We start from the raw sequence: 20,293 nt of genomic DNA on the forward strand, positions 1-20,293 counted from the left end.
TAACGACCCTCCAAGGGCTGCTCACATTAAATGAACGATGGTTCAATTCTTGCAAGACTCTGGTGATGAGACAAGGATTTCATCGCGCGGTCGCGAAAGCGTGTTCATGCCGGTACGGGCGCGCCGAGACAATCGCACGCGACGGCGTTCCTGCAAGGCGGGTGGTTTTAAGAAAACCACTGTCAGGTAACAGACCACCGTTTCACAAAGCGGATCACCGCCCCGATGAGGCGCACCTCCGCGTCCTCAGCTCGGGCGACTCCGACATCAGAAAAGTTTGCGACAGAACCCTTCGCCAGTCAGGTATTAAATGCACCGCCTGAAGTCCGTCTCGGAGAGCGCGTGTCCGAGTGACCGTCGGTCTGTTAACAAGGCCTTACAACGCCATCGCGCCCCTTTAAACCCCGTAGGGCACCCAGATGTTTTTCACCTGCGTGGCGCGTTCAAGGAACAAGCGCCCCTGCCCGCCCCGACCGGCCCAGTCGCGCGCGTCATCAGCTTCGGTCCAGCTTTGCTTGAGGTTTCCCGCGCTTTGCGTTTCTACCATCTTGCAACCGGAATGATCGCCGAAATACCAGATCGCATCGACGCCATCATGGGCCGCCAGCGTCTTGGCCAGCTCGTCGCGCGGGCCGGTCACGATATTGACGACGCCGCCGGGCAGATCGGAGGTGTCAAACACCTGATACAGATCGGTCGCGGCCAGCGGATGGGCCTGCGAGGGCACCAGTACTACGCTGTTGCCCATCGCAATCGCAGGCAACACCAGCGAAATCGCCCCAAGCAGCGGCTGCGCGCTTGGCGCGACCAACCCTAGCACCCCGATCGGCTCATTCATTGCAAGCGTCACGAATTCGCTTTTCGTGCTGTGCACAGCGCCATCAAACTTATCGGCTTGCGCGGCATACCAGAAACACCGCGTGATGGCGGTTTCGACCTCGGCCTGCGCGGCCTTACGATTTCCGCCAAGACTTTCCAGCCGCTCGGTGAACTCACCTGCACGGGCCGAAAGGTTCTCGCCAATATAATAAAGCACCTGCGCGCGGTTATGGCCCGTGGCCTTGCCCCACCCCTTGGTCTTAGAGGCCGCCTCAACCGCGTTGCGGATATCTTTGCGATTGCCTAGACCAGCAAGCCCGACGACCGCCTTACTGCCCTTCACCTGATAGCTGTAGCCGCTATCGGGTCGCGCTTGCTTGCCCCCGATATACAGCTTGGCCGTGCGGTCGATCTCGCCCGATTTAATCGTATCGGCCGGGCCGGTCGCAAGCGGCTCGGGGGTGCTGCCCTTGCCTTTACCGGTCGCGGCGGCGGGGTTGCGCAGATAGGCGCGCATTCCCTCGCGCCCGCCCTCACGGCCAAACCCGCTTTCGCGATAGCCACCAAAGCCCGCACCCGCGTCAAAGATATTGGTGCAGTTTATCCAGATGATACCGGCCTTCACCTGTGCCCCGATATCAAGGCAGAGATTGACGTTCTCCGACCAAATGCTCGCGGCCAACCCGTAGCGCGTGTTATTGGCCAGCGCCACCGCATCAGAGGGTGTGCGGAACGTGGTGAGCGTCACCACAGGGCCAAAGATTTCCTCGGTGGACAGGATGCTGGCAGGCTCGACATCGGTGACGAGCGTGGGCGGGAAATAACAGCCCTGCGGCGCGCTCGCCTGATGCAATGTGGCCCCGTCGCTTGCGCCCTGTTCGACGAGATCGCGGATGCGGCTCAATTGCACGGGATGCACGATTGCGCCCACATCGGTGCTTTTATCCATCGGATCGCCGGTGCGCAGCGTCTTCATGCGCGCCCGCAGCAGGGTTTCGAACTGCCCGGCCACGGATTCCGCCACCAGAATACGCGAGCCGGCACAGCAGACCTGCCCTTGGTTGAACCAGATCGCATCCACCACCCCTTCGACGGCGGCATCCAGATCAGCGTCGCCAAAGACGATGAAGGGCGATTTGCCCCCCAGTTCCAGTGTCAGAGCCTTGCCCGAACCCGCAGTGCGTTCGCGCAAAATCCGCCCTACTTCGGTCGAGCCGGTAAAGGCCAGCTTGTCGATCCCCTCATGGCCGACAATCGCCGCGCCGGTCTCGCCATCGCCGGTGACGATATTGATCACGCCCTTCGGGATGCCGCATTCAATGGCGATCTCGGCAAAGGCCAGCGCAGTGAGCGGCGTGTATTCGGCGGGTTTCAGCACCACCGTATTGCCCGCCGCCAGTGCTGGCGCGATCTTCCAGGCCAACATCAGCAGCGGGAAATTCCACGGGATGATCTGGCCGCACACGCCATGAGCCACGTGGCCCGGCATCTCGTCTTCAAGGATCTCGGCCCAGCCTGCATGGTGGTAGAAATGGCGCGCAACCAGCGGAATGTCGATATCACGGCTTTCGCGGATCGGCTTGCCACTATCCAGCGTTTCCAACACCGCCAGCAGGCGGGAATGTTGCTGGATGTGACGGGCCAACGCGTAAAGATGCTTGGCGCGCTGATGGCCTGACAGTTTCGCCCAATCGGGCTGGGCCTTGCGCGCGGCGGCAACGGCGGCATCGACATCGCCCTGCGTGCCTTGACTGACTTGCGCCAGCACGGTGTCGCTAGCGGGATCGCGCGTCTCGAACAACGCGCCCGGTTTGGTCATCTCGCCATTGATGTAATGCCCAAAACCATCCTTATGCGCGTCAAGCCAGGCGCGGGCGTGGCTGTCATCTTCAGGGGCCACGCCATACTCCATCGTCTCGAGGATCGTTTGAATGCTCATAGGTCTTCTCCTCAGGCCAGCGCGTGGCGGCTGCTATCGGCGTAACGCCCGGTCACATGATGTTCGAGCTGGCGTTCGATATCGCCCAGCATCGAGCTGGCGCCAAAGCGGAACAGATCGGGGTTAAGCCAGTCGCGGCCCAACTCTTCTTTCATCAGGATCTGCCAGGCCAACGCCTCTTTGGCCTGTTTCATCCCACCTGCGGGCTTGAAGCCGATCATCTGGCCAGTCACCGCGCCGAAATCGCGCAGCGCACGGATCATCACCAGGCTGACGGGCAGCGTGGCGTTCACGCTTTCCTTGCCCGTCGAGGTCTTGATGAAATCGGCCCCCGCCTGCATCGCCACCATCGAAGCGGCGTAAACGGTGTTAAGTGTCTCAAGCTCGCCGGTGGCAAGAATTGCCTTCATATGGGCGTCGCCACAGGCCTCGCGCATCGCAGAGATCTCGTCGTGCAAGCCCTGCCAGTTGCCCGTCAGCGCCAATTCGCGATTGATCACGATGTCAATCTCGGCGGCGCCTTGGGCGACCGCCCAGCGGATTTCCTCAAGACGCAGATGCAATGGCATCAACCCTGCCGGAAAGCCCGTCGCGACCGAGGCCACGGGGATATTGCTACCGTCAAGCGCCTTCACCGCATGGGGCACCATCGTGGGATAGACGCAGACCGCCCCCACCGTAAGCGCGCCCGGTTTCAACCCAAGCCCTGCCTCGATATGGGGCGCAATTGGCTGACGCGCCTTGGCGCAAAGCCGCTTGACGCGCCCTGCGGTATCATCGCCCGCCAGCGTCGTCAGATCGACGCAACGCACCGCATTGACCAACCACGCGGCCTGATGTTCTTTCTTCACGCTGCGCCGCGCGGTCAGCGTCGCGCAGCGGCGTTCAGTGGCGGCACGGTTCACGTGATGGCCCTCGAACATCGCTACGTCCAGCTTCATACCGGGGTTTCGCGGATGCTCGGGATGGGCGGCGGTCGCGGGCACAAGGGCCCCTCCGCGCAACTTCAGATCTGTCTGCGTCTTCATCGCATATCTCCTAGCTCGGAGCCTGTTCGCGCGCATCGGTAAGGGCGCGGGATGCAACCCGGCCTGCTCTGCGAGAAAGGCTTGTCGGTATCAAGCAAGCGCCTGATTGGAAAGAAACGTCACAAATTCCTGATCTGTCGCATAGCTCGTCTGGGTGCCACGACGGGTAATCGACAAAGCAGCGTAGCGCGCAGCGCGGGCGAGCGCGTCATTCGCATCCACCCCCTGCCCAAGGAAATGCGCGAAACTGCCGATAAAGGCATCGCCCGCACCCGTGGTATCAACGGGGGTGACAGCGACCGGCGCGATTTCGGTGACGCTATCGGCGGTAACGCGACGTGCCCCGCGGCCGCCCAGCGTGACCACGACATTGCGAATACCGCGTGCGATCAGGCTGCGCGCGGCGGCGACGACGGCATCGTCACTATCGGTGGGCAAGCCCGTCAGCAACGCCAGCTCACTTTCGTTGGGGCAGAACCAGTCCAGCCCCTCAAGGCGCGCAATATCAAGATCGGGATGCGCGGGGGCAGGATTGAGGATCGTGCTCACCCCTTCACGCGCCCCGAACGCCACCGCGTGATATACGGTCTCCAGATCGACCTCGAGCTGAAGCAGGATCGCCGAGGCTGCGCGCAACGTCTTGGCGGCGGCATCGACATCTGACGGCGCCAGCGCGGCATTTGCGCCTTTGACGATCAGGATCGCATTCTCGCCATCGCGCTCGACAAAGATCGGCGCCACCCCCGAAGCCTTGCCCGCGACCGTGCGCACATGGGTGGTGTCGATCCCGTTGGCTTGCAGATTGGCGCGCACCTGCGGGCCGAACGCGTCATCGCCCACGCAGGTCACCATCGCGACCTGCGATCCCAGACGCGCGGCGGCAACCGCCTGATTGGCGCCCTTGCCGCCAAATCCCATCGCGAAATCCGGTGCCTCGACGGTTTCCCCGCGCGCGGGCATCCGGTCGATATAAGTCACCAGATCCATCATGTTCGAGCCGACCACGGCAATCTTGTCAGACATTTTCGCTCTCCGTCATCTCGGAAATCTTGCGCGCAAGCGCAACGGTTTGCGCTGCCGTTACATAGCCAAAGCGGGTTTCGAAACGCGCGGTTTCCCCCGCCGCAAGGCTGCGCAGGTTCCCCTTGGCTTTCTCGGCAGTATAGCCCTCGGGTTCGCAGGTCGAAGGCAAGGCAAAGGCCGCGACCGAGGCATCCTCACCCGCCAGTATCCAGCGCGCGAGATGATCTAGCTGATCGGGCCGCCAGCTCATCGCGAACCCGTCACCCTCGGGGCGTTCAAGCAATACGTGGCTTTCGCCCTGCGCATCGGCGCGCGGGTTTTCGATATACAGAACCTGCTCGGGGTTCCATTGCTCGGGGTGCTCAAGAACGGCGCTATCCTGCGGGGTCGCCGCTAGGTGCTCGATGAAATCGCTATAGGCTTGCGTGGGCTGCACATGGGCGGGCACCTCGGTGCGCACACGGGTGCGTTCGGGCGTAAATGGGGCGGCCTGATGGATGCGCCCCCCTTGCACGAAGGCGAAATTCACATGGCACATATACATCAAATCCATCGGCAAAGCCGAGCGGTTCTGCACCGTCATCGCCATCTCGATCAAGGTGCCTTCGCGCAGCGTAATCGAGGGCATCGCGCGATAATGGGGGCCAAAACCGCGGATGTAATCGACATGCCCCCCAAGACGCACAAACGCGCCCTGCCCGTCTTCGCCGATCTCCAGATGAGCCGCATCCATCACGGCGCAAGCCATCTCGCCATGCAGCGGATGATCGTCTTGCGGCCCCGGACAGCCGTTACGCAACAACCCGCTGTGATAGGCCAGACAGCCATAGGTCTCGACGATCACCTGCGCGGGGCGCGGCTCGGCAAAGGCGCTGTCCATCGTCAGGCGCACCCCGTCAAACACCGCATCCCACAGCATCTGACCCATATAGGGCAGCATCTCGACCCGACCGCGCGGGGACTCGAGTGCAAGCATCTCAATGCCAAGCCCCGTGCGCCAGCCGGTGACGGTGAAAGCGTCTGTCTTGGCCAGCACGGTAGGTGCCAGGGCGAACCGTTCTCGCGGGAGGGGAATAATAACGCTCATATTAGGATCCTTTCCGGCTGCGCCACGAATTCAGCGCGATCACCCCGATCAGGAAGCCTCCCCAGACGAAATCGATCAGGTGGTTGGACACGCGCATCATCTGGAAACCCGAGGACAGGAGTGTCAGCGAGATGAGCGCCAGCGCCACGCCCAGCACATTGCCGCGACCACCCGCCGGGTTGGTCCCGCCCAACACCGCGATCAGCACCGCCTGCAGCAGGTAGGACGCACCGTAATCGGATTTCGCCGCATTCGTGCGTGCCGACAGCAACACCCCGGCCATCGCCGCCAGCCCTCCCGTCAGCATGTAGGAATAAAAGATCATCTGGCCGCGCTTGACGCCTGCATAGACCGCTGCCTTCGGATTGGTCCCGATCAGCTTGAGCCGCAGCCCGAAAGAGGTGCGTGCCAGCAGCACGGACAGCGCAATGCAGATCACCACGAAGATCAACAGAGGCACCGGAATACCCAGCAGCTTGCCGTTTCCGATCGCGTTCCAACCAGGCGGAAAGCCCACAATCGCGGGGCCGCCCGTCAGCACAAGGCACATCCCGATGAACACTTGCCCGGTGCCAAGTGTCGCGAGGATCGGCGTGATCTTGAGCACCGAGATCAGAAACCCGTTCAACAGCCCCGCCGCCATGCCCACAAGAAGCGCCACGATCACCCCAAGCGTGACCGGCCCAAGACCAAGCGCCCCCGAGCCGCCATCGCCCGCCATCGCCGCAAACAGCGTGCCCGCGGTGATTCCCGCAAGGTTCGCCACGCCCACGATTGACAGATCGATCCCTCCCGTCAGCATCGCGATCATCATTGCAATCGAAAGAATGCCAAGTTCGGGCATGAAAAAGGCCATCGACTCGAAATTGTAGGACGACAGGAACATCGTCGGCCTGAGCGCCGTCATCGAGATCAGCACAAGAATGCAGACTACAGCCAGCATCAGGTTGGTCTGAGCCGTCTCCCCCTTGACCAGAGTGCGCAGGCCGGGACGGGTCACAGTCGAATTTGTATCGTTCATGTTCATCTCCTGCCTCAGACCAGCGCACGGCGGTCGCGCAGCGCCGTCACCGTAACAGCCGCGATCAGCATCGCACCTACGACGATGCGCTGCCACGTCGTGTCGATCCCCATCAGGATCAGCGAGTTCTGGATCATCACGAGGATAAACACCCCCAGAACTGTGCCAAGAACCGTTCCGCGCCCGCCAAAAATCGACGCCCCGCCCAGCACCACGGCCGCGATCACGTCCAGCTCCAACCCAACGAAATCACGCGGATTGGCCAGCCAGATCATCGAGGAATGCAGCAGGCCGGCGAAACCTGCCAGCGCGCCCGCCGTAACATAGACAAAAATCATCGTGCGCCCGGTCGAGAAACCGACCCGCTTGGCGGCCTCGGGATCGGCGCCATAGGCATAGACCGAACGTCCGATCATCGTGTGTTTCAGCACCAGATGCAGCACCAGCGCCAGACCGAGATAAATCACGATCATCGCCGTCAGCCCGTAGGTCGAGCCATTCGCGCGCTCCAGCGTGAACAGATCGGTCTTGCCAAATTCGACCAGCGCATCGGGCATCTTGTTAATGTTCACATTCGAGGTGCCCACGAACCCCAGCACCAGCCCGCGCACCACCGAAGCCGTGCCAAGCGTCACGATCAGCGGGATCATCTTGAAGCGATGGATGATGCCGGCATTCATCAGCCCCAGCAGCCCGCCGATCAGGATCGCGGACATGAACGGCAGCACCAGCCCGTTGTAATCCAGCGCCACCATCGCGCGCACCGTAAGGTACATCCCCGCCACGGCAAAAGCGGTGAACGACACGTCGATCCCCCCCGAGATCATCACCAGCAAGACGCCAAGCGCCATGATGCCGATGACCACGTTCTCCTTGAGCAGGCTGAACAGGTTGGACATTTGCCAGAAGGCCGGGTTCACGAGGCCGATGAAGATCATCGCCACCGCCAGAATCGCCAAGATGATCGCATCCGAGCTGCGCAGGAATCTCATGCGGTTTCTCCTTCGATCTCACGCGAGAGCGCGCTATCAAGCGCCTCTTCGGTCAGGGTTTCACCCGACAACTCGCCCATAATGCGGCCCTCGGTTATGCACAGCACCCGGTTGCAGTTCGCGGCCAGTTCGGGCAGGTCGTCCGAGATCATCAGCACAGCAAGATCGGATTTGCGCGTCAGCTCCTGGATGATGCCGTGGATCTGCTCTTTCGAGCCGACATCGACGCCCACGGTTGGCCCGTTCAGGATCAGCACCCGCGCCTGCGTCATCAGCCAGCGCCCGATCATCACGCGCTGCGCATTACCACCCGAAAGCGTGCCAACCGGCACATCAATTCCGGGGGCGGAAATCGCCATTTCGGCAAACATCTTGCGCGTCTCGGCGCCTGCCTTTTCGGCATCCAGCCATAGATGGGGGGCGAACCGCTCCATCGAGGACACAATCGCATTGTCGCGGATCGAGCGGGTCAGGAACAAGCCTTCCGACAGCCGGTCCTCGGGGACATAGGCCAACCCGGCGGCAATCGCCTCTGGGACGGATTTCGGCGTGACCGGAACCCCATCAACAAGCATTTCGCCGCTCATGTCTTGGCGCAGCCCAAAGATCGCCTGCGCAATCGCCTTGCGCCCGGCCCCGATCAGGCCAGACAGGCCGACGATCTCGCCTGGCATCAGGGTCAGATTGATGTCGCGTGCCTTGTCACCAACCGACACATTGCGCAATTCCAGCCGTGGCTTGCGCCCCGCTAAGTTCGGCGCAACAAAGCGGCCCTGATGCAGATCGCGCCCCGTCATTGCGCGGGTTATCGCGCGCTCGTCAAACTCCGAGATCGGACCTTCGGTGACTTTCTTGCCGTTGCGAAACACCGTCAGGCGTTCGGAAATCTCAAGCATTTCGCGCATCTTGTGGCTGACAAACAGCGTGGCGATGCCATCGGCCTGCAAGTCGCGCACGATGCGAAACAGCCGCTCGACCTCACGCCCGGTTAGCGTCGTGGTCGGCTCATCCATGATGATCAGACGGGCATCTGCCAGCATGGCGCGGGCGATCGCCACGATCTGGCGCCCTGCGGCGGGAAGGGTTTCAACCGTTGCATCCAGATCCAGCGAGACGTCGAGGCGCGCCAGAACCTCGCGCGCCATCTTGCGCGCCCGTGTCCAGTCGATCCGCGTCTTGCCCTCGCGCAGAAAGGTGTTGAGCGTAAGGTTTTCAACGACGCTCAGCGTCGGAAACAGCGAGAAATCCTGATAGATCACCTGCACGCCATGCGCGATCGAGGTCACGGGATCGAGACGATCAACCTTTTGACCATCGATGAAGATCTCACCCTCATCAGGCTGGTAGACGCCAGAGACGACCTTAATCAGGGTCGATTTTCCCGACCCGTTTTCGCCGGCAAGGCAATGGATGCGCGCGCCATCAAGCGAAAGCGACACATCGTCAAGCGCGCGCACGCCGCCAAACCGCTTTGAGATGTTGCGCAGCTCGATCAGAGGAGCGGATGTCATGGAATTCTCCTGTTGGGCAGGGGCCGCAAAGGGTGGCGCGTCAGGCGCACCACCCAGCTTCAGGCGTAGACAGCGATCAGAAGTCGTACTGATCCATGTTGTCCTTGGTCACCCCGACCCAGCCAGCGCCATAGAGCACCTTGGCATTGGCTCCATCGGCCTCTTTGAGGTCGGTGTAGCCCGGCAGGCCAAGATCGGTGCCCGCCCCGATATCAGCATGCTCTTTACCCGCGTCACGCGCTTTCAGTTCGGCCAGCGCGATCATGTTCATCGCGTAGCCTGCAGCGGCCGGATCCCAGAACTGGATATAGCTGATATCACCTTGCGAGATGTACTGACCGGCCACCGAGGGCAGGCCCGTGCCTGCGAAATGCAGCTTACCTTGCAGCCCGCTTTCCGCGATCAGACGCCCCGCGCCCGCCGAGGTCGGCATCGGACCACCGACGATCCCAGCGATATCGGGATGTGCGGTCAGCGCCTCTTTCAGCTTGTTGTAATCGGTGTTGGCGTCGTCATAGGTTTCCAGGCGTTCGGTCGCGAGCGACATCTCTGGATAGGCTTCTTTTTGACGCGCGATGGCCCCGTCTATCCACTCGTTTTGCGACTTCGAGGTGAGCGAGCCGACAGTGGCGACATATTGCCCCTTCTCGCCCATCTGCGCGGCGAGGTGATCCATAAGTTCGGCGCCATAGGCGAGGTTGTCAAAGGCTTCGATGTCGTAATCAACATTCTTGATGTTAGAGGCCTCGTGGCTGACCACGACGATACCGCGATCGCGCGCCTTCTTGAGAACCGGCTCGACGGCCTCAACCGAGAACGGCACGACGGCAATCGCGTCCACGCCTTGTGCGATCAGGTTCTCGATGAGTTGCACCTGCGCGGCAGCATCTGCCTGCGAGGGGCCAACCATCCAAGTGTCGCTGCCGGTGTCGTCACCAAACTGCTTCACGCCGTCGCGCATCCGGTCAAACCAAGCGATGCCATCGACTTTCACGACGGTCGCGATGTGATACGTCTTGTCCGAGCTGAGCATGGCTTTGTCGACATTGCTCGTGTCGACCACTTGCTGCGCCACAACCGGGCTGGCGACAGCCATCGCGAACGCGACAGCCGGAATGAATCCGAACTTCATGGTTACTCTCCCTTGTTGCGGACCTCCTCGCCCGCAGTTCCCGATAGCGGATCGGGTCGAGACCCGCCGCACGGATTATGTTACAATCGCAACATAACCAAGGTGACCATCTATTCGAGTAACGAAACTGTCAACCGCTTTTTCAGCCGCGCCGCAGCATAAAGACCCGCCTCTGTGACAAGGCCGTCAATCTCGTGGGTGTCGCAGAATGCGACCGGTTTCGAGGCACCGATCTTGCGTTCGTCCAACACCAGAAAGCTCTGTTTCGAAAGCGAAATAGCGGCCCGCTTCAACGCCACCTCATATTGGTGTGAACAGCTGACGGTGCCGCGCTCATCAACCCCGCCGGCCGAGAGAAACGCGATGTCAATGCCCAAAAACGCCAGACGGTTTTCCGGATTTCCCGCGTGGCAGGAACGCGTGCTCGATTTGATTTCGCCGCCCAGAAACTCGACCGGAACCTGCGACCGCCCTTGCAGGATTTCGGCAGAGGTAAAGCAATGGGTAACAAGCCGCCGCGCCTTGCTATGGGCCAGCAGGCGCGCCAGATGGGGCAGCGTCGTTCCGGTATCGAGAAACACCACCGCGCCGTCCGGCACCAGTGCGCGGGCATGCTCACAGGCTGCCCGTTTCGCATCTATTGCGCGTGTCATCTGGGCGTCGAAATCATAATGCTCAGTCGTGCGGGTGGCCACGATATAGCCGCCCCGACAGGCAAAACCCGACGCTACCTGCGCCGCATCCCGGCGCAAGGTCATCTCTGTCACGCCAAGTTGGTGTGATAGATCACGCAGTCGAAGCGAAGGCGATACGTCGAGCAGCGCGCTGATTTGCGCGATCCGTTCTTGCTGGTGGCTGGGTCGAGTCACGGGCGAGCCTTGGGGCTAAATAGTGAGATAAAAGGAATGTTAACTGCGCGAATTGTCCGAAACCCAAGTGCCAAAAGCAAGAGGGCTCGTTTTTAAGCGCAGAAAACAGGTCACGCGCTTGCCTCGGCCATCGACTGGCGCACCGAACTTGCCGTGCCTTGAAGCGTCAGAAAGGCGTTGAACCGTGCTTCATGAATACGTGCAATTTCTGCCTTGGCAGGGGCAAATCGATTATCGACATGCGACATTGATCGCATCGCTTCTGTCATCTTTGCAAAGCGTCCCCCCGCCAAAGCCCCCAATATCGCCGCGCCCAAAAGGACGGGCTCGTCACATTGCGTAATCACAACGTCGACCCCCGTCGCATCGGCGATGATCTGGCGCGTGAGTTGATGCAACCCTGCGCCGCCGGAAATCGAGATCTCGGTTATTGGCGCGCCATGTTCGGCTTGCGTTTCGATGATCTGACGCAGCCCGTAGGCCAAGCCGCACACACCAGCGACGTAAAGCTTGATAAGCGAGTCGAGACCCGTTTCCATTCCCTGCCCGACGATCACCGCGCGGGCATCGGGATCGGCAAGCGGCGCACGGTTACCCAGAAATTCGGGCACCACATGGAGCGATTGCGCAAGCCGGACCGCCTCTGATGCCGAACCCGCCAAAGCCAGTGCCCGATCCGCGAGAAATTGCGGTACCGAAACGCGCGCATCTTTCGCAAGAGCCTCCGCCTCGGCTGCCGCCGGGTGCATCTGGACGAGATGTGCGATTGCGGCACCGGCCGCCGATTGCCCACCTTCGTTGAGCCACATTCCCGGTATCATCGCCGAATAATAGGGGCCCCAAACGCCGGGCACAAAGACTGGCTCGCGGGTCGACGTCATCGTGCAGGACGAGGTCCCGAAAACATATCCCAAACACTGGGCCGGATCGTCTCGCCCGCCCGAGGCCGACACGGTCCCGACTCCGCCGGCGTGCGCGTCAATCAAACCTGCCGCGACAGGCGTGCCAGCACATAGGCCAAGTGCCTGCGCGGCGTCCTCACTCAAACCTGTTCCAAGCGCGGTACCCGGCTCAACGATGCGCGCTCCAATCCGGGCGAACCCGTCCTGCGCAAGGTCGCCAAGCCCGATGGCGTGGAAATACGTCTCATCCCAGCGTCCTTCATGCGCGAGATAGGTCCATTTGCAGGTCACGGTGCAAGACGACCGCTCCAGCGCGCCGGTGGCCTTCCAAGTGAGGAAATCCGTCAGATCGAAAAACTGCGTGGCGGCATTATAGATATCGGGGCGCTCTTCCTTGAGCCAGAGTAGCTTTGGCGTCTGCATCTCAGGTGAGATCCGCCCGCCCACATAGCGCAGCACATCGTGGCGGCCCTCGTTGATCCGTTTCGCTTGATCGCGCGCGCGATGGTCCATCCAGACGATGACATCGCGCTCCGGATGGGCGCTATCGCTCACCCCAAGCCCGCCTTGCTCACCAATGACAACAAGCGAACAGGTCGCGTCAAAACCGATACCCGAAACGTTCCGAGCGTCGATCTGTCCCGCGATCAAAGCCGCGTGCACTGCAGCGCATACGGCGTGCCATATCTGCGCACTCGACTGTTCGACACGACCAAGATCGTCAGACCAGATGTCGAGCGGATGTTTGCCTACGGCTAGAAGCTCCCCTCGTGCGTCGAATACTCCCGCCCGAGCGGACCCAGTTCCAACATCGATTCCGATGAACACTTCACCCACCAAATTATCTCCCCTCGTTCGCTGCCAACATCCATAGCGACATCAACAAGCGAACGCCAACCCGTGAGCACTGGCACTCTTCATGCGGTCACGGAAATTCGGACAAGTTGTTAAGGTGGTGTTGTCACGTTAACTTCGGCCGGCATGGCCAAAGTTTTTGCCGCTTTTGACTTGGGCAACAGTTGAGGTATTAAAATACCGTCCTCAATGCCGCGCCTGAAGGGCTTTTGTCTATGGGTCAACCGGTTAGGTGCGCATTTCGTCGCCTGCATCCGCCGGGACCGCCCGCGTCCAAACGACGAATGCCACCTGGACGAGGTCGTGCTCCCGATCAACGGCGTGCAGTACTGGCTCTGGTGAGCCGTCGATGACAACGGTGATCGCTCAATTCGGCCAGCCAAGGGTCGTGATCATCGACAAGCTGGCAGCTACATCAGGCAGATCACCTGGCCCACAAGGACCTTAACAACCGGATCGAAGGAAGTCATAGGCCGACGCGGCTGCGACACAACCAGCAAAACTGCACTCCTGACCCATAACACTATTCAGCCACCAACTCGCCGCTTTCGATTTGCTCGCGCTCAATCGATTCAAACAGCGCCTTGAAGTTGCCCTCGCCAAAGCCGTCATCGCCTTTGCGCTGGATGAACTCGAAGAAGATCGGGCCGATCACCGTTTTCGAGAAAATCTGCAGCAGGATCTTCGTCTCACCGCCGCCCAGCACGCCTTCACCGTCGATCAGGATGCCGTGTTTCATCATCCGGTCTACCGGTTCTTCATGCCCTGTCACACGGTCATGGCTTAGCTCGTAATAGGCTTTCGGCGGGGCTGGCATGTAGCGAATACCGCGCTCGAATATCGTATCGGTGCTGGCGTAAAGATCCTCGGACCCGACTGCGATATGCTGGATCCCCTCGCCCTTATACTTCTTGAGATAGGAGACGATCTGACCGGTCTCGCCGCGATCTTCGTTGATCGGGATGCGGATACGCCCGCAGGGTGACGTCAAAGCGCGCGAAAACAGTCCGGTAAATTTACCCTCGATATCGAAGAACCGGATTTCGCGGAAGTTGAACAGATCGCCGTAAAAACGGAACCACTTGTCCATATTGCCCTTGAAGACGTTGTGGGTCAGGTGATCGAGATAGTAAAACCCGACGCCCTTGGGTTTTGACGTTTTCAGCCAGTCGAATTCCTCATTATAGGGCGAGGTGGCGTAATACTGATCGGTGAAATAGATCAGGCTGCCGCCGATGCCGCGAATGGCCGGCCAATCGAGCGTTTTGTCAGCGCCTTCATAGGGCTCTGCACCCATCTTCACCGCATGATCGAACGCGTGCTGCGCATCCACGACGCGCCAGCCCATTGCCGGGGCGCAGGGGCCGTGTTCTTCGACAAAGCGCGCGGCAAAGCTGTCGGGATCGGCGTTGATGATATAGGTGATATCGCCCTGCTGCCATAGCTCGACCGGCTTGGATTTATGCGTGGCGACATGTTCATAGCCCATCTTGGCAAACAAATCGCGCAGCTCTTGCGGGTCGGAATGGGCGAATTCAACGAATTCAAACCCGTCGGTGCCGGCGGGGTTTTCGTCAGAAATTGTGGCTTGCGGGGCGTCGTGCGGGAATGGTCCCATGGGTATCTCCTCCTGTTCGCTGAGGACAGTTTACATCTCAACGGCCGCGTATTTTGCGCAAAATTGGCTGACTGTGCGGCCAATACGCGGGCCACTTGCGTGAATCAGCAGAAAGATGCATCTTTCACGCATGCTGGATGACATCGACAAACGTCTCCTCGCGGAGCTGCAACAAAACGCGCAACTCACCTCGCAAGAGCTGAGCGAGCGGTTGAATCTGTCGGCAAGCCAGATCGGACGGCGGCGCCAACGCCTTGAGGCAGACGGGCTGATCCGCGCCTATGGGGCGAAACTGGATGCCGAGCGGCTGGGATTGGCGGTGCAGGCCTTTGTGCAGGTGCAAATGACGCGTCACGGGGCCGAGGCCGCGCGCGATTTTTCACGCCTCATCGCGTTGCAACCCGAGGTCGTCTCGGCCTGGACGCTAACGGGCGAGGCGGACTATCTGCTGCGGGTTTACTGCGCTGACCTGTCCGCCCTGCACCGGCTGATCCATGAGGTGCTACTGGCGCACACCACGGTTGCCCGCGTGCAAAGCCAGATCGTCATGAACCAGTTCAAACAAGACGCGCCGCTGCCGATTTAGGGCAGCGGGCGCCGCTCAAAACGCGCTACGCAAATCGCGCAGCCCGGCACCAAGCGTGCTTACATCCGTCCCAACGGCCAGAAATTCGACGCCCATGTCGCGATAGCTTTGCGCCAATGCGCGATCGGTGGTGAGGATGCCCGCAGCCTTGCCGCTCGCGCGAATGCGGCTTAGTGCGTCGCGCACGGCCGCCTGCACCTCGGGCGCGCCGGGATTGCCGAGATAGCCCATATCGGCCGCCAGATCGGCCGGGCCGATAAAGACGCCATCCACGCCCTCAACCGAGGCGATCCCCTCCAGCGCGTCCAAGCCCGCGCGGCTTTCAACCTGCAACAACAGACAGGTCTCATCATTGGCCCGCGTCAGGTAATCGGGGATCGCGCTATAGGCCGAGGCGCGCGCCAGCCCAGCCCCCACACCCCGCACGCCTTGGGGGGGATATTTCATCGAGCGCACCGCCTCGCGCGCTTGCTGCGCAGTTTCCACCATCGGCACCAGAATGGTCTGCGCCCCGATATCCAGCATCTGCTTGATCCCCGCGCGATTGTCATCGCGCACCCGTACGACGGCGTGGCTTGCGCTGCCGATCGCGCGCAGTTGCGCCAGCACATCGCGCAGCCCATTAGGCCCGTGTTCGCCATCCACCACCAGCCAGTCAAAGCCACAATGCGCGGCAAGCTCGGCAGCAGAAGGATCGCCCAGACTAAGCCAAAGCCCGATCTGGGTCTCACCTGTTTTCAGTCGGGCCTTGAATTGGTTTGTCAGCGTGGGCATCGGGTTTCCTCATTCAAAATCTATCGCAACCTGGCCGAAGGGGCCGAAATCTGCCGCAATCGCGGTGCGCGCGGGGCATTCTATCGGCGCGATGAACGAGCCGGACAAGATCACCTGCCCCGCCTCGATCCGCTGGCCGTATTGGCCCATCCGGCGCGCCAGCCAGACGATGCCGGTCACCGGATCATTCAACACCGCCGCGCCCAAACCCGTCGCCTCAACCGCGCCGTTTTTAGACACAATCGCGCCGGTCCAGCGCAAATCCACATCCTGCGGATCATGGCGCGCAGACCCCAGCACGATTCCGGCATTGGCGGCATTATCCGATACCGTGTCACAAATTATGCGCGCAACGCCCGTTGCAGGATCGCTGCGCAAGATCCGCGTATCAAGGATTTCCAGCGCGGGGGTCACATAATCCGTGGCCGCCAGCACAGCCGCGCGGGTGACCTCGCCTTCCAGCGGGGCTTTCATCACAAAGGCTATCTCGGCCTCGACCCGGGGTTGAATGAACCGGCCTGCGGGCACGGTCTCGCCGCTTTCAAACGCCATGTCATCGTAAAGCACGCCGGAATCCGGCGTCTCGATCCCCAAGGCCGCTTGCATGACCTTTGAGGTCAGCCCGATTTTCCACCCGATGATGCGCCGCCCCTGCGCCCGTTTCTGCACCATTTGCGCGGCTTGGATCGCATAGGCATCATCGAGCGTCATCTCGGGGTGGCGCAAACTCAGCAGGCCGATTTGCGCGCGCTCGGCCTCGGCGCGCAGCAAGTCGGCGGCGGCCGTGTCAATCTGGCTTTGGCTTAGCATCGCTCATCCTCGACCGTGTTGCGCAGACAGCCGATCCCCTCGGCCTCGACCTCGATCACATCGCCCGGCTTCAGCCAGATCGGCGGATCAAACCGCGCCCCGGCCCCGGTCGGCGTGCCGCACACGATTACATCACCGGGCACCAGCGTGGTAAAGGTCGAGACGTAATTCACGATATAGCGGAAATCGAAAATCATCCGCCCCGTGCGATCCTGTTGGCGGATCTCGCCATTGACGCGGGTCTCTAGCGCAATGTCATCAAGCTGCGCCCCATCGTGAAACGGCACCAGCCACGGCCCGATGGCCCCCGAGCGATCCCAGTTCTTGCCTTGCGTCACGTTGAACTTCGCATGACGCACCCAGTCGCGGATCGTGCCCTCGTTGCACAGGGTCAGCGCGGCGATGTGGTCATAGGCATCCTCGCGCGCGATCCGGCGCCCGCCCTTGCCGATCACGATCGCCACCTCGCCCTCGTAATCGAGCTGCGGGGATTCCGGCGGGCGGATCAGCGGTTGGTTATGGCCGGTAAAGCTGCGCGGAAACCGGATGAACATCGAGGGATAGGGCGGTGCCTCTTGCCCGTCCTTGTACTCGGCATTGCGGTCGGGGAAATTCACCCCGATACAGATCAGCTTTTCGGGGGCCGCAATCGGAATGAGAAATTCGACCTCGGCCTCGTTGAACGTAGGCGCGCGCCCCTCGGCAGCCGCAATGACCTCATCCAGCGCACCTGCCTCGACAATCTGCTGCAAGCCTTTGAAACGCGATCCGAAAACCGGCGTAAGATCGACGATGCCCGCATCGCGCATCACCCCGTAGCGGTCAACGCCATCGGCACGAAACGCGACTAATCTGGGAGGCGTGTTCTGGTCCATCATCTTTCCTCGGCTTGCAGGCCCAGACCGTCAAGAATGGCGGCATAGGCGATATCAATATCGGCTTCGCGCATCGCATGAGACCCGGCCTGAAAGCGGATCACAAGACGCCCGGCGACACGCGTTTGGGTCAGATAAATCCGCCCGTCGTCGTTGATCGCACTGACATGCGCGATCGTGTCGGCATCGCTTGCCCCGTCTCGGCGAAACGAGAACAGCGACAAAACCGGCGCGGTCACGATCTCTACGCCCGACGTCGCGGCCAGTCGATCATGCAGATTGTGCGCCCAACGCACATGATCGCGGATCATGCTGCGCAGCCCTTCCAGACCGTGAAAACGCAGCAGGAACCAAAGTTTCAACGCCCTAAACCGGCGGCCAAGCGGCACGGACCATTCGGAATAATTGATGATCCCGTCTTGACCATGCGTCTTGAGATATTCGGGCTGGATCGCAAGCGTGCGCACCAGCATTTCGGGATCGCGTATGAAATGCGCCGAGCAGTCGAAAGACGCGCCAAGCCATTTATGCGGGTTGAACACAACCGAATCCGCGCCCTCGACGCCCGCCCAAAGATCGCGAAACTCGGGGCAGATCATGGCCGAGCCCGCCCAGGCCGCATCGACATGGATCAGCAGGTCATGGGCGTGCGCGACCTCGACCAGCTTGGCGATGTCATCGCTCGCCCCGGTGCCCGTAGCGCCCACGCAGCCGATCACCCCGGCCGGCGTGTAGCCAGCTGCTATATCGGCGCGGATCGCTGCCTCAAGCTGCTTAGGCGGCAGCGCACCGCTTAGCGGATCTGCGGGGATCTTCACCAGATTGTCCTGCCCGATCCCGGCAATCCAGATCGCGCGATCAATCGAGGAATGCACCTGATCAGAGCAATAGATCCGCAGACGCGGCATCTGCGACAGCCCCGCGCGGTTGCCCTGCCAGTCCAGCGTGCGCTCGCGCATCATCAGCACCGCCGCCAAGGTTGCCGACGAGGCGCTGTCCTGAATGACGCCCGAAAAGGTCGCAGGCAGGCCCAGTGCGGCGCCCAGCCACTCCATCATCCGGGTCTCCAGCTCGGTCGCCGCCGGAGAGGTCTGCCACAGCATACATTGCGCCGCCATCGCGGTGACAAGATACTCGGCCACCACCGAAACGGGGGCCGCGTTGCTGGGAAAATACGCAAAAAAGCGCGGGTGCTGCCAATGCGTCATGCCCGGCTCGATCAGCGTTTCGAACTCTTCGAAAATCCGCTCCATCTCTTCGCCGGTTTCGGGCGGTTTGGGCGGGATCGCGCGATAGATCTCGCCCGGGCTGGTGCGCGCGCGCACGGGGCGGTCCGCAAGCCTGTCGCGATATTGCACGCCCCAAAGCGCGGCGCGGCGCGACCATGTTTCGAAATCCAACTTATCCATGTCTTGCCTTTCTCGGATGGCGGCGCGGCTTATGGCTCCCGCACCGTTACGGCGCGATGATCGGCGTGGCCTTCATGTCGCTTTCAACTGGCGTAACACCTTGGAAAACCGACCCGTTTTCGAACCAGCTACGCGGAGCAGGCGCGCCCCAAAGCGTCTGGCGTTGCGGATCCTTGAGATCCCATTTGATCGGTTCAAGATCGGGATCAACCGTCTGGTAATCCGAGCAGTAAATCTCGATCCGGTGACCGTCAGGGTCAAGGATATAGAGGAAAAACGCGTTGGAAATCCCGTGCCGCCCCGGTCCGCGCTCGATATTGGCGACATAGCCGGTGGTCGCCATCAAATCGCACAGGTCAATGATATTAAGCGGTGTGGGCACCCAGAACGCGGTGTGATGCAAACGCGGGCCAAGCCCGTTGGTGAAGGCGATGTCATGCACGCCGCCCTTGCGATGCGTCCAGGCCGCCCAAAGACGCCCCGTCTCCTCATCCTCGGTATATTCGGTGACGCGAAACCCGATCTGGTTGTAGAAATCGACCGCCTTGTCCACATCGCTTGCAAAACAGTTGAAGTGGTCGATCCGCAGCGGTTTGACGCCTTTATACAGCGCGTATTTCTGATGGATCGGCGTCAGGCGGTCCATCTTGAAATAGAACTCGATCGGCATTCCAAAGCAGTCCTGCGTGCGCAGGGTGCGGCCCTGATAGGCGCGCTCGACCCATTCGACGGGCAGGCCTTGGGCGGCAAACCAGTCATGCGCCTTGTCCAGCTCGCTCTCGTCATAGACCTTGAACGCCAGCGAGCGCACATCGCTTTGTTCGGATTTGACCAGGACCATGCAGTGATGGCCCCGCTCTTCCATCGCGCGCAGAAAGATGTGGTTTTCGTCCTCATTGGTGACCTGCAAACCCAGCGTATCGACGTAAAACGCCCGGCTGGCCGCCAGATCCTTGACGCCGAACACGACATGGGACAGGCGGATGATATTGAAGGGCGGATAGAGGTTCGGGGCTGGAATGGGCATATCTCTCTCCCAGAGT

General features: G+C 61.1%; 17 protein-coding genes and 1 pseudogene. 2 read left to right on the forward strand and 16 right to left on the reverse strand.

Translation table 11 applies throughout. The annotated features are described in order from the left end of the window. Positions 1–397: 397 nt before the first annotated feature. The 10 genes from DT23_RS17945 to DT23_RS17990 all read right to left on the reverse strand — a co-directional run bounded on the left by DT23_RS17945 (position 398) and on the right by DT23_RS17990 (position 13,160). The gene (locus DT23_RS17945) at positions 398–2,758 is read right to left on the reverse strand and encodes an aldehyde dehydrogenase family protein (RefSeq protein ID WP_038133575.1); all 2,361 of its coding nucleotides are present in this window, start codon (positions 2,756–2,758) and stop codon (positions 398–400) included. 11 nt (positions 2,759–2,769) lie between these two features. Further along, positions 2,770–3,699, reverse strand: a complete 930-nt coding sequence (deoC, locus tag DT23_RS17950; protein ID WP_038133705.1) for a deoxyribose-phosphate aldolase — start codon at positions 3,697–3,699, stop codon at positions 2,770–2,772. A 177-nt stretch (positions 3,700–3,876) separates the two neighbouring features. Continuing rightward, the gene (rbsK, locus tag DT23_RS17955) at positions 3,877–4,809 is read right to left on the reverse strand and encodes a ribokinase (RefSeq protein ID WP_038133576.1); all 933 of its coding nucleotides are present in this window, start codon (positions 4,807–4,809) and stop codon (positions 3,877–3,879) included. Further along, positions 4,802–5,896: a DUF4432 family protein gene (locus tag DT23_RS17960; RefSeq protein ID WP_038133602.1), complete on the reverse strand. Its 1,095-nt coding sequence runs from the start codon at positions 5,894–5,896 to the stop codon at positions 4,802–4,804. Before DT23_RS17960 ends, rbsK begins: the two co-directional genes overlap by 8 nt. 1 nt (position 5,897) lies before the next feature. After that, positions 5,898–6,917 carry an ABC transporter permease gene (locus DT23_RS17965; protein ID WP_051697423.1) on the reverse strand — a complete coding sequence of 340 codons (1,020 nt, stop codon included), beginning with the start codon at positions 6,915–6,917 and terminating at the stop codon, positions 5,898–5,900. Positions 6,918–6,931: 14 nt separating this feature from the next. Continuing rightward, entirely contained in the window at positions 6,932–7,909 is a 978-nt protein-coding gene (locus DT23_RS17970; protein ID WP_038133604.1) for an ABC transporter permease, read from the reverse strand. Further along, entirely contained in the window at positions 7,906–9,420 is a 1,515-nt protein-coding gene (locus DT23_RS17975; protein WP_038133605.1) for a sugar ABC transporter ATP-binding protein, read from the reverse strand. Before DT23_RS17975 ends, DT23_RS17970 begins: the two co-directional genes overlap by 4 nt. Before the next feature lie 76 nt (positions 9,421–9,496). Beyond that, on the reverse strand, positions 9,497–10,552 hold the full coding sequence (locus DT23_RS17980) for an autoinducer 2 ABC transporter substrate-binding protein (RefSeq protein ID WP_038133607.1): 1,056 nt from the start codon (positions 10,550–10,552) through the stop codon (positions 9,497–9,499). Between the two features lie 110 nt (positions 10,553–10,662). After that, positions 10,663–11,421 (reverse strand): DeoR/GlpR family DNA-binding transcription regulator, encoded by a 759-nt coding sequence (locus DT23_RS17985; protein ID WP_156024004.1) that lies wholly within the window; start codon positions 11,419–11,421, stop codon positions 10,663–10,665. Positions 11,422–11,531: 110 nt separating this feature from the next. Next, positions 11,532–13,160, reverse strand: a complete 1,629-nt coding sequence (locus DT23_RS17990) for an FGGY-family carbohydrate kinase (protein WP_038133708.1) — start codon at positions 13,158–13,160, stop codon at positions 11,532–11,534. A gap of 234 nt (positions 13,161–13,394) precedes the next feature. On the opposite strand from DT23_RS17990, the pseudogene DT23_RS19255 reads away from it, so the two are divergent. Then, positions 13,395–13,666: pseudogene (locus DT23_RS19255) on the forward strand (IS6 family transposase); the annotation flags it as partial. Positions 13,667–13,701: 35 nt separating this feature from the next. Here DT23_RS19255 and hppD read toward each other — a convergent pair. Then, on the reverse strand, positions 13,702–14,796 hold the full coding sequence (gene hppD, locus DT23_RS17995) for a 4-hydroxyphenylpyruvate dioxygenase (RefSeq protein ID WP_038133610.1): 1,095 nt from the start codon (positions 14,794–14,796) through the stop codon (positions 13,702–13,704). 130 nt (positions 14,797–14,926) lie between these two features. Here hppD and DT23_RS18000 point away from each other — a divergent pair, with 130 nt between their 5' ends. Next, positions 14,927–15,382 carry an Lrp/AsnC family transcriptional regulator gene (locus DT23_RS18000; RefSeq protein WP_038133710.1) on the forward strand — a complete coding sequence of 152 codons (456 nt, stop codon included), beginning with the start codon at positions 14,927–14,929 and terminating at the stop codon, positions 15,380–15,382. A 15-nt stretch (positions 15,383–15,397) separates the two neighbouring features. Here the strand turns inward: DT23_RS18000 and DT23_RS18005 are convergent, their stop codons facing one another. From DT23_RS18005 to hpaD, 5 genes are read right to left on the reverse strand one after another with little or no spacing between them, the layout of a single operon-like run. After that, complete coding sequence (locus tag DT23_RS18005) at positions 15,398–16,156, reverse strand: aldolase/citrate lyase family protein (RefSeq protein WP_038133611.1); 759 nt, start codon at positions 16,154–16,156, stop codon at positions 15,398–15,400. 9 nt (positions 16,157–16,165) lie between these two features. After that, positions 16,166–16,966, reverse strand: coding sequence for a 2-oxo-hept-4-ene-1,7-dioate hydratase (gene hpaH, locus DT23_RS18010; RefSeq protein ID WP_038133613.1), 801 nt, complete (start codon positions 16,964–16,966; stop codon positions 16,166–16,168). Further along, complete coding sequence (locus DT23_RS18015) at positions 16,960–17,841, reverse strand: fumarylacetoacetate hydrolase family protein (protein WP_038133614.1); 882 nt, start codon at positions 17,839–17,841, stop codon at positions 16,960–16,962. The genes hpaH and DT23_RS18015 overlap by 7 nt, the downstream gene beginning before the upstream one ends. Further along, positions 17,841–19,250 (reverse strand): pyridoxal phosphate-dependent decarboxylase family protein, encoded by a 1,410-nt coding sequence (locus tag DT23_RS18020; RefSeq protein ID WP_038133615.1) that lies wholly within the window; start codon positions 19,248–19,250, stop codon positions 17,841–17,843. The genes DT23_RS18015 and DT23_RS18020 overlap by 1 nt, the downstream gene beginning before the upstream one ends. A 46-nt stretch (positions 19,251–19,296) precedes the next feature. Further along, on the reverse strand, positions 19,297–20,277 hold the full coding sequence (hpaD, locus tag DT23_RS18025; RefSeq protein ID WP_038133617.1) for a 3,4-dihydroxyphenylacetate 2,3-dioxygenase: 981 nt from the start codon (positions 20,275–20,277) through the stop codon (positions 19,297–19,299). Positions 20,278–20,293 lie beyond the last annotated feature (16 nt).

This window comes from Thioclava indica (assembly GCF_000714545.1).
In the GTDB taxonomy this organism is placed as follows: Bacteria; Pseudomonadota; Alphaproteobacteria; order Rhodobacterales; family Rhodobacteraceae; genus Thioclava; species Thioclava indica.

Excerpts from the sequence above, each read along its gene's own strand:
- DT23_RS17945 (WP_038133575.1), bottom strand. The coding sequence starts at position 2,758 with ATGAGCATTCAAACGATCCTCGAGACGATGGAGTATGGCGTGGCCCCT.
- deoC (WP_038133705.1), bottom strand. The coding sequence starts at position 3,699 with ATGAAGCTGGACGTAGCGATGTTCGAGGGCCATCACGTGAACCGTGCC.
- rbsK (WP_038133576.1), bottom strand. The coding sequence starts at position 4,809 with ATGTCTGACAAGATTGCCGTGGTCGGCTCGAACATGATGGATCTGGTG.
- DT23_RS17960 (WP_038133602.1), bottom strand. The coding sequence starts at position 5,896 with ATGAGCGTTATTATTCCCCTCCCGCGAGAACGGTTCGCCCTGGCACCT.
- DT23_RS17965 (WP_051697423.1), bottom strand. The coding sequence starts at position 6,917 with ATGAACGATACAAATTCGACTGTGACCCGTCCCGGCCTGCGCACTCTG.
- DT23_RS17970 (WP_038133604.1), bottom strand. The coding sequence starts at position 7,909 with ATGAGATTCCTGCGCAGCTCGGATGCGATCATCTTGGCGATTCTGGCG.
- DT23_RS17975 (WP_038133605.1), bottom strand. The coding sequence starts at position 9,420 with ATGACATCCGCTCCTCTGATCGAGCTGCGCAACATCTCAAAGCGGTTT.
- DT23_RS17980 (WP_038133607.1), bottom strand. The coding sequence starts at position 10,552 with ATGAAGTTCGGATTCATTCCGGCTGTCGCGTTCGCGATGGCTGTCGCC.
- hppD (WP_038133610.1), bottom strand. The coding sequence starts at position 14,796 with ATGGGACCATTCCCGCACGACGCCCCGCAAGCCACAATTTCTGACGAA.
- DT23_RS18000 (WP_038133710.1), top strand. The coding sequence starts at position 14,927 with ATGCTGGATGACATCGACAAACGTCTCCTCGCGGAGCTGCAACAAAAC.
- DT23_RS18005 (WP_038133611.1), bottom strand. The coding sequence starts at position 16,156 with ATGCCCACGCTGACAAACCAATTCAAGGCCCGACTGAAAACAGGTGAG.
- hpaH (WP_038133613.1), bottom strand. The coding sequence starts at position 16,966 with ATGCTAAGCCAAAGCCAGATTGACACGGCCGCCGCCGACTTGCTGCGC.
- DT23_RS18015 (WP_038133614.1), bottom strand. The coding sequence starts at position 17,841 with ATGGACCAGAACACGCCTCCCAGATTAGTCGCGTTTCGTGCCGATGGC.
- DT23_RS18020 (WP_038133615.1), bottom strand. The coding sequence starts at position 19,250 with ATGGATAAGTTGGATTTCGAAACATGGTCGCGCCGCGCCGCGCTTTGG.
- hpaD (WP_038133617.1), bottom strand. The coding sequence starts at position 20,277 with ATGCCCATTCCAGCCCCGAACCTCTATCCGCCCTTCAATATCATCCGC.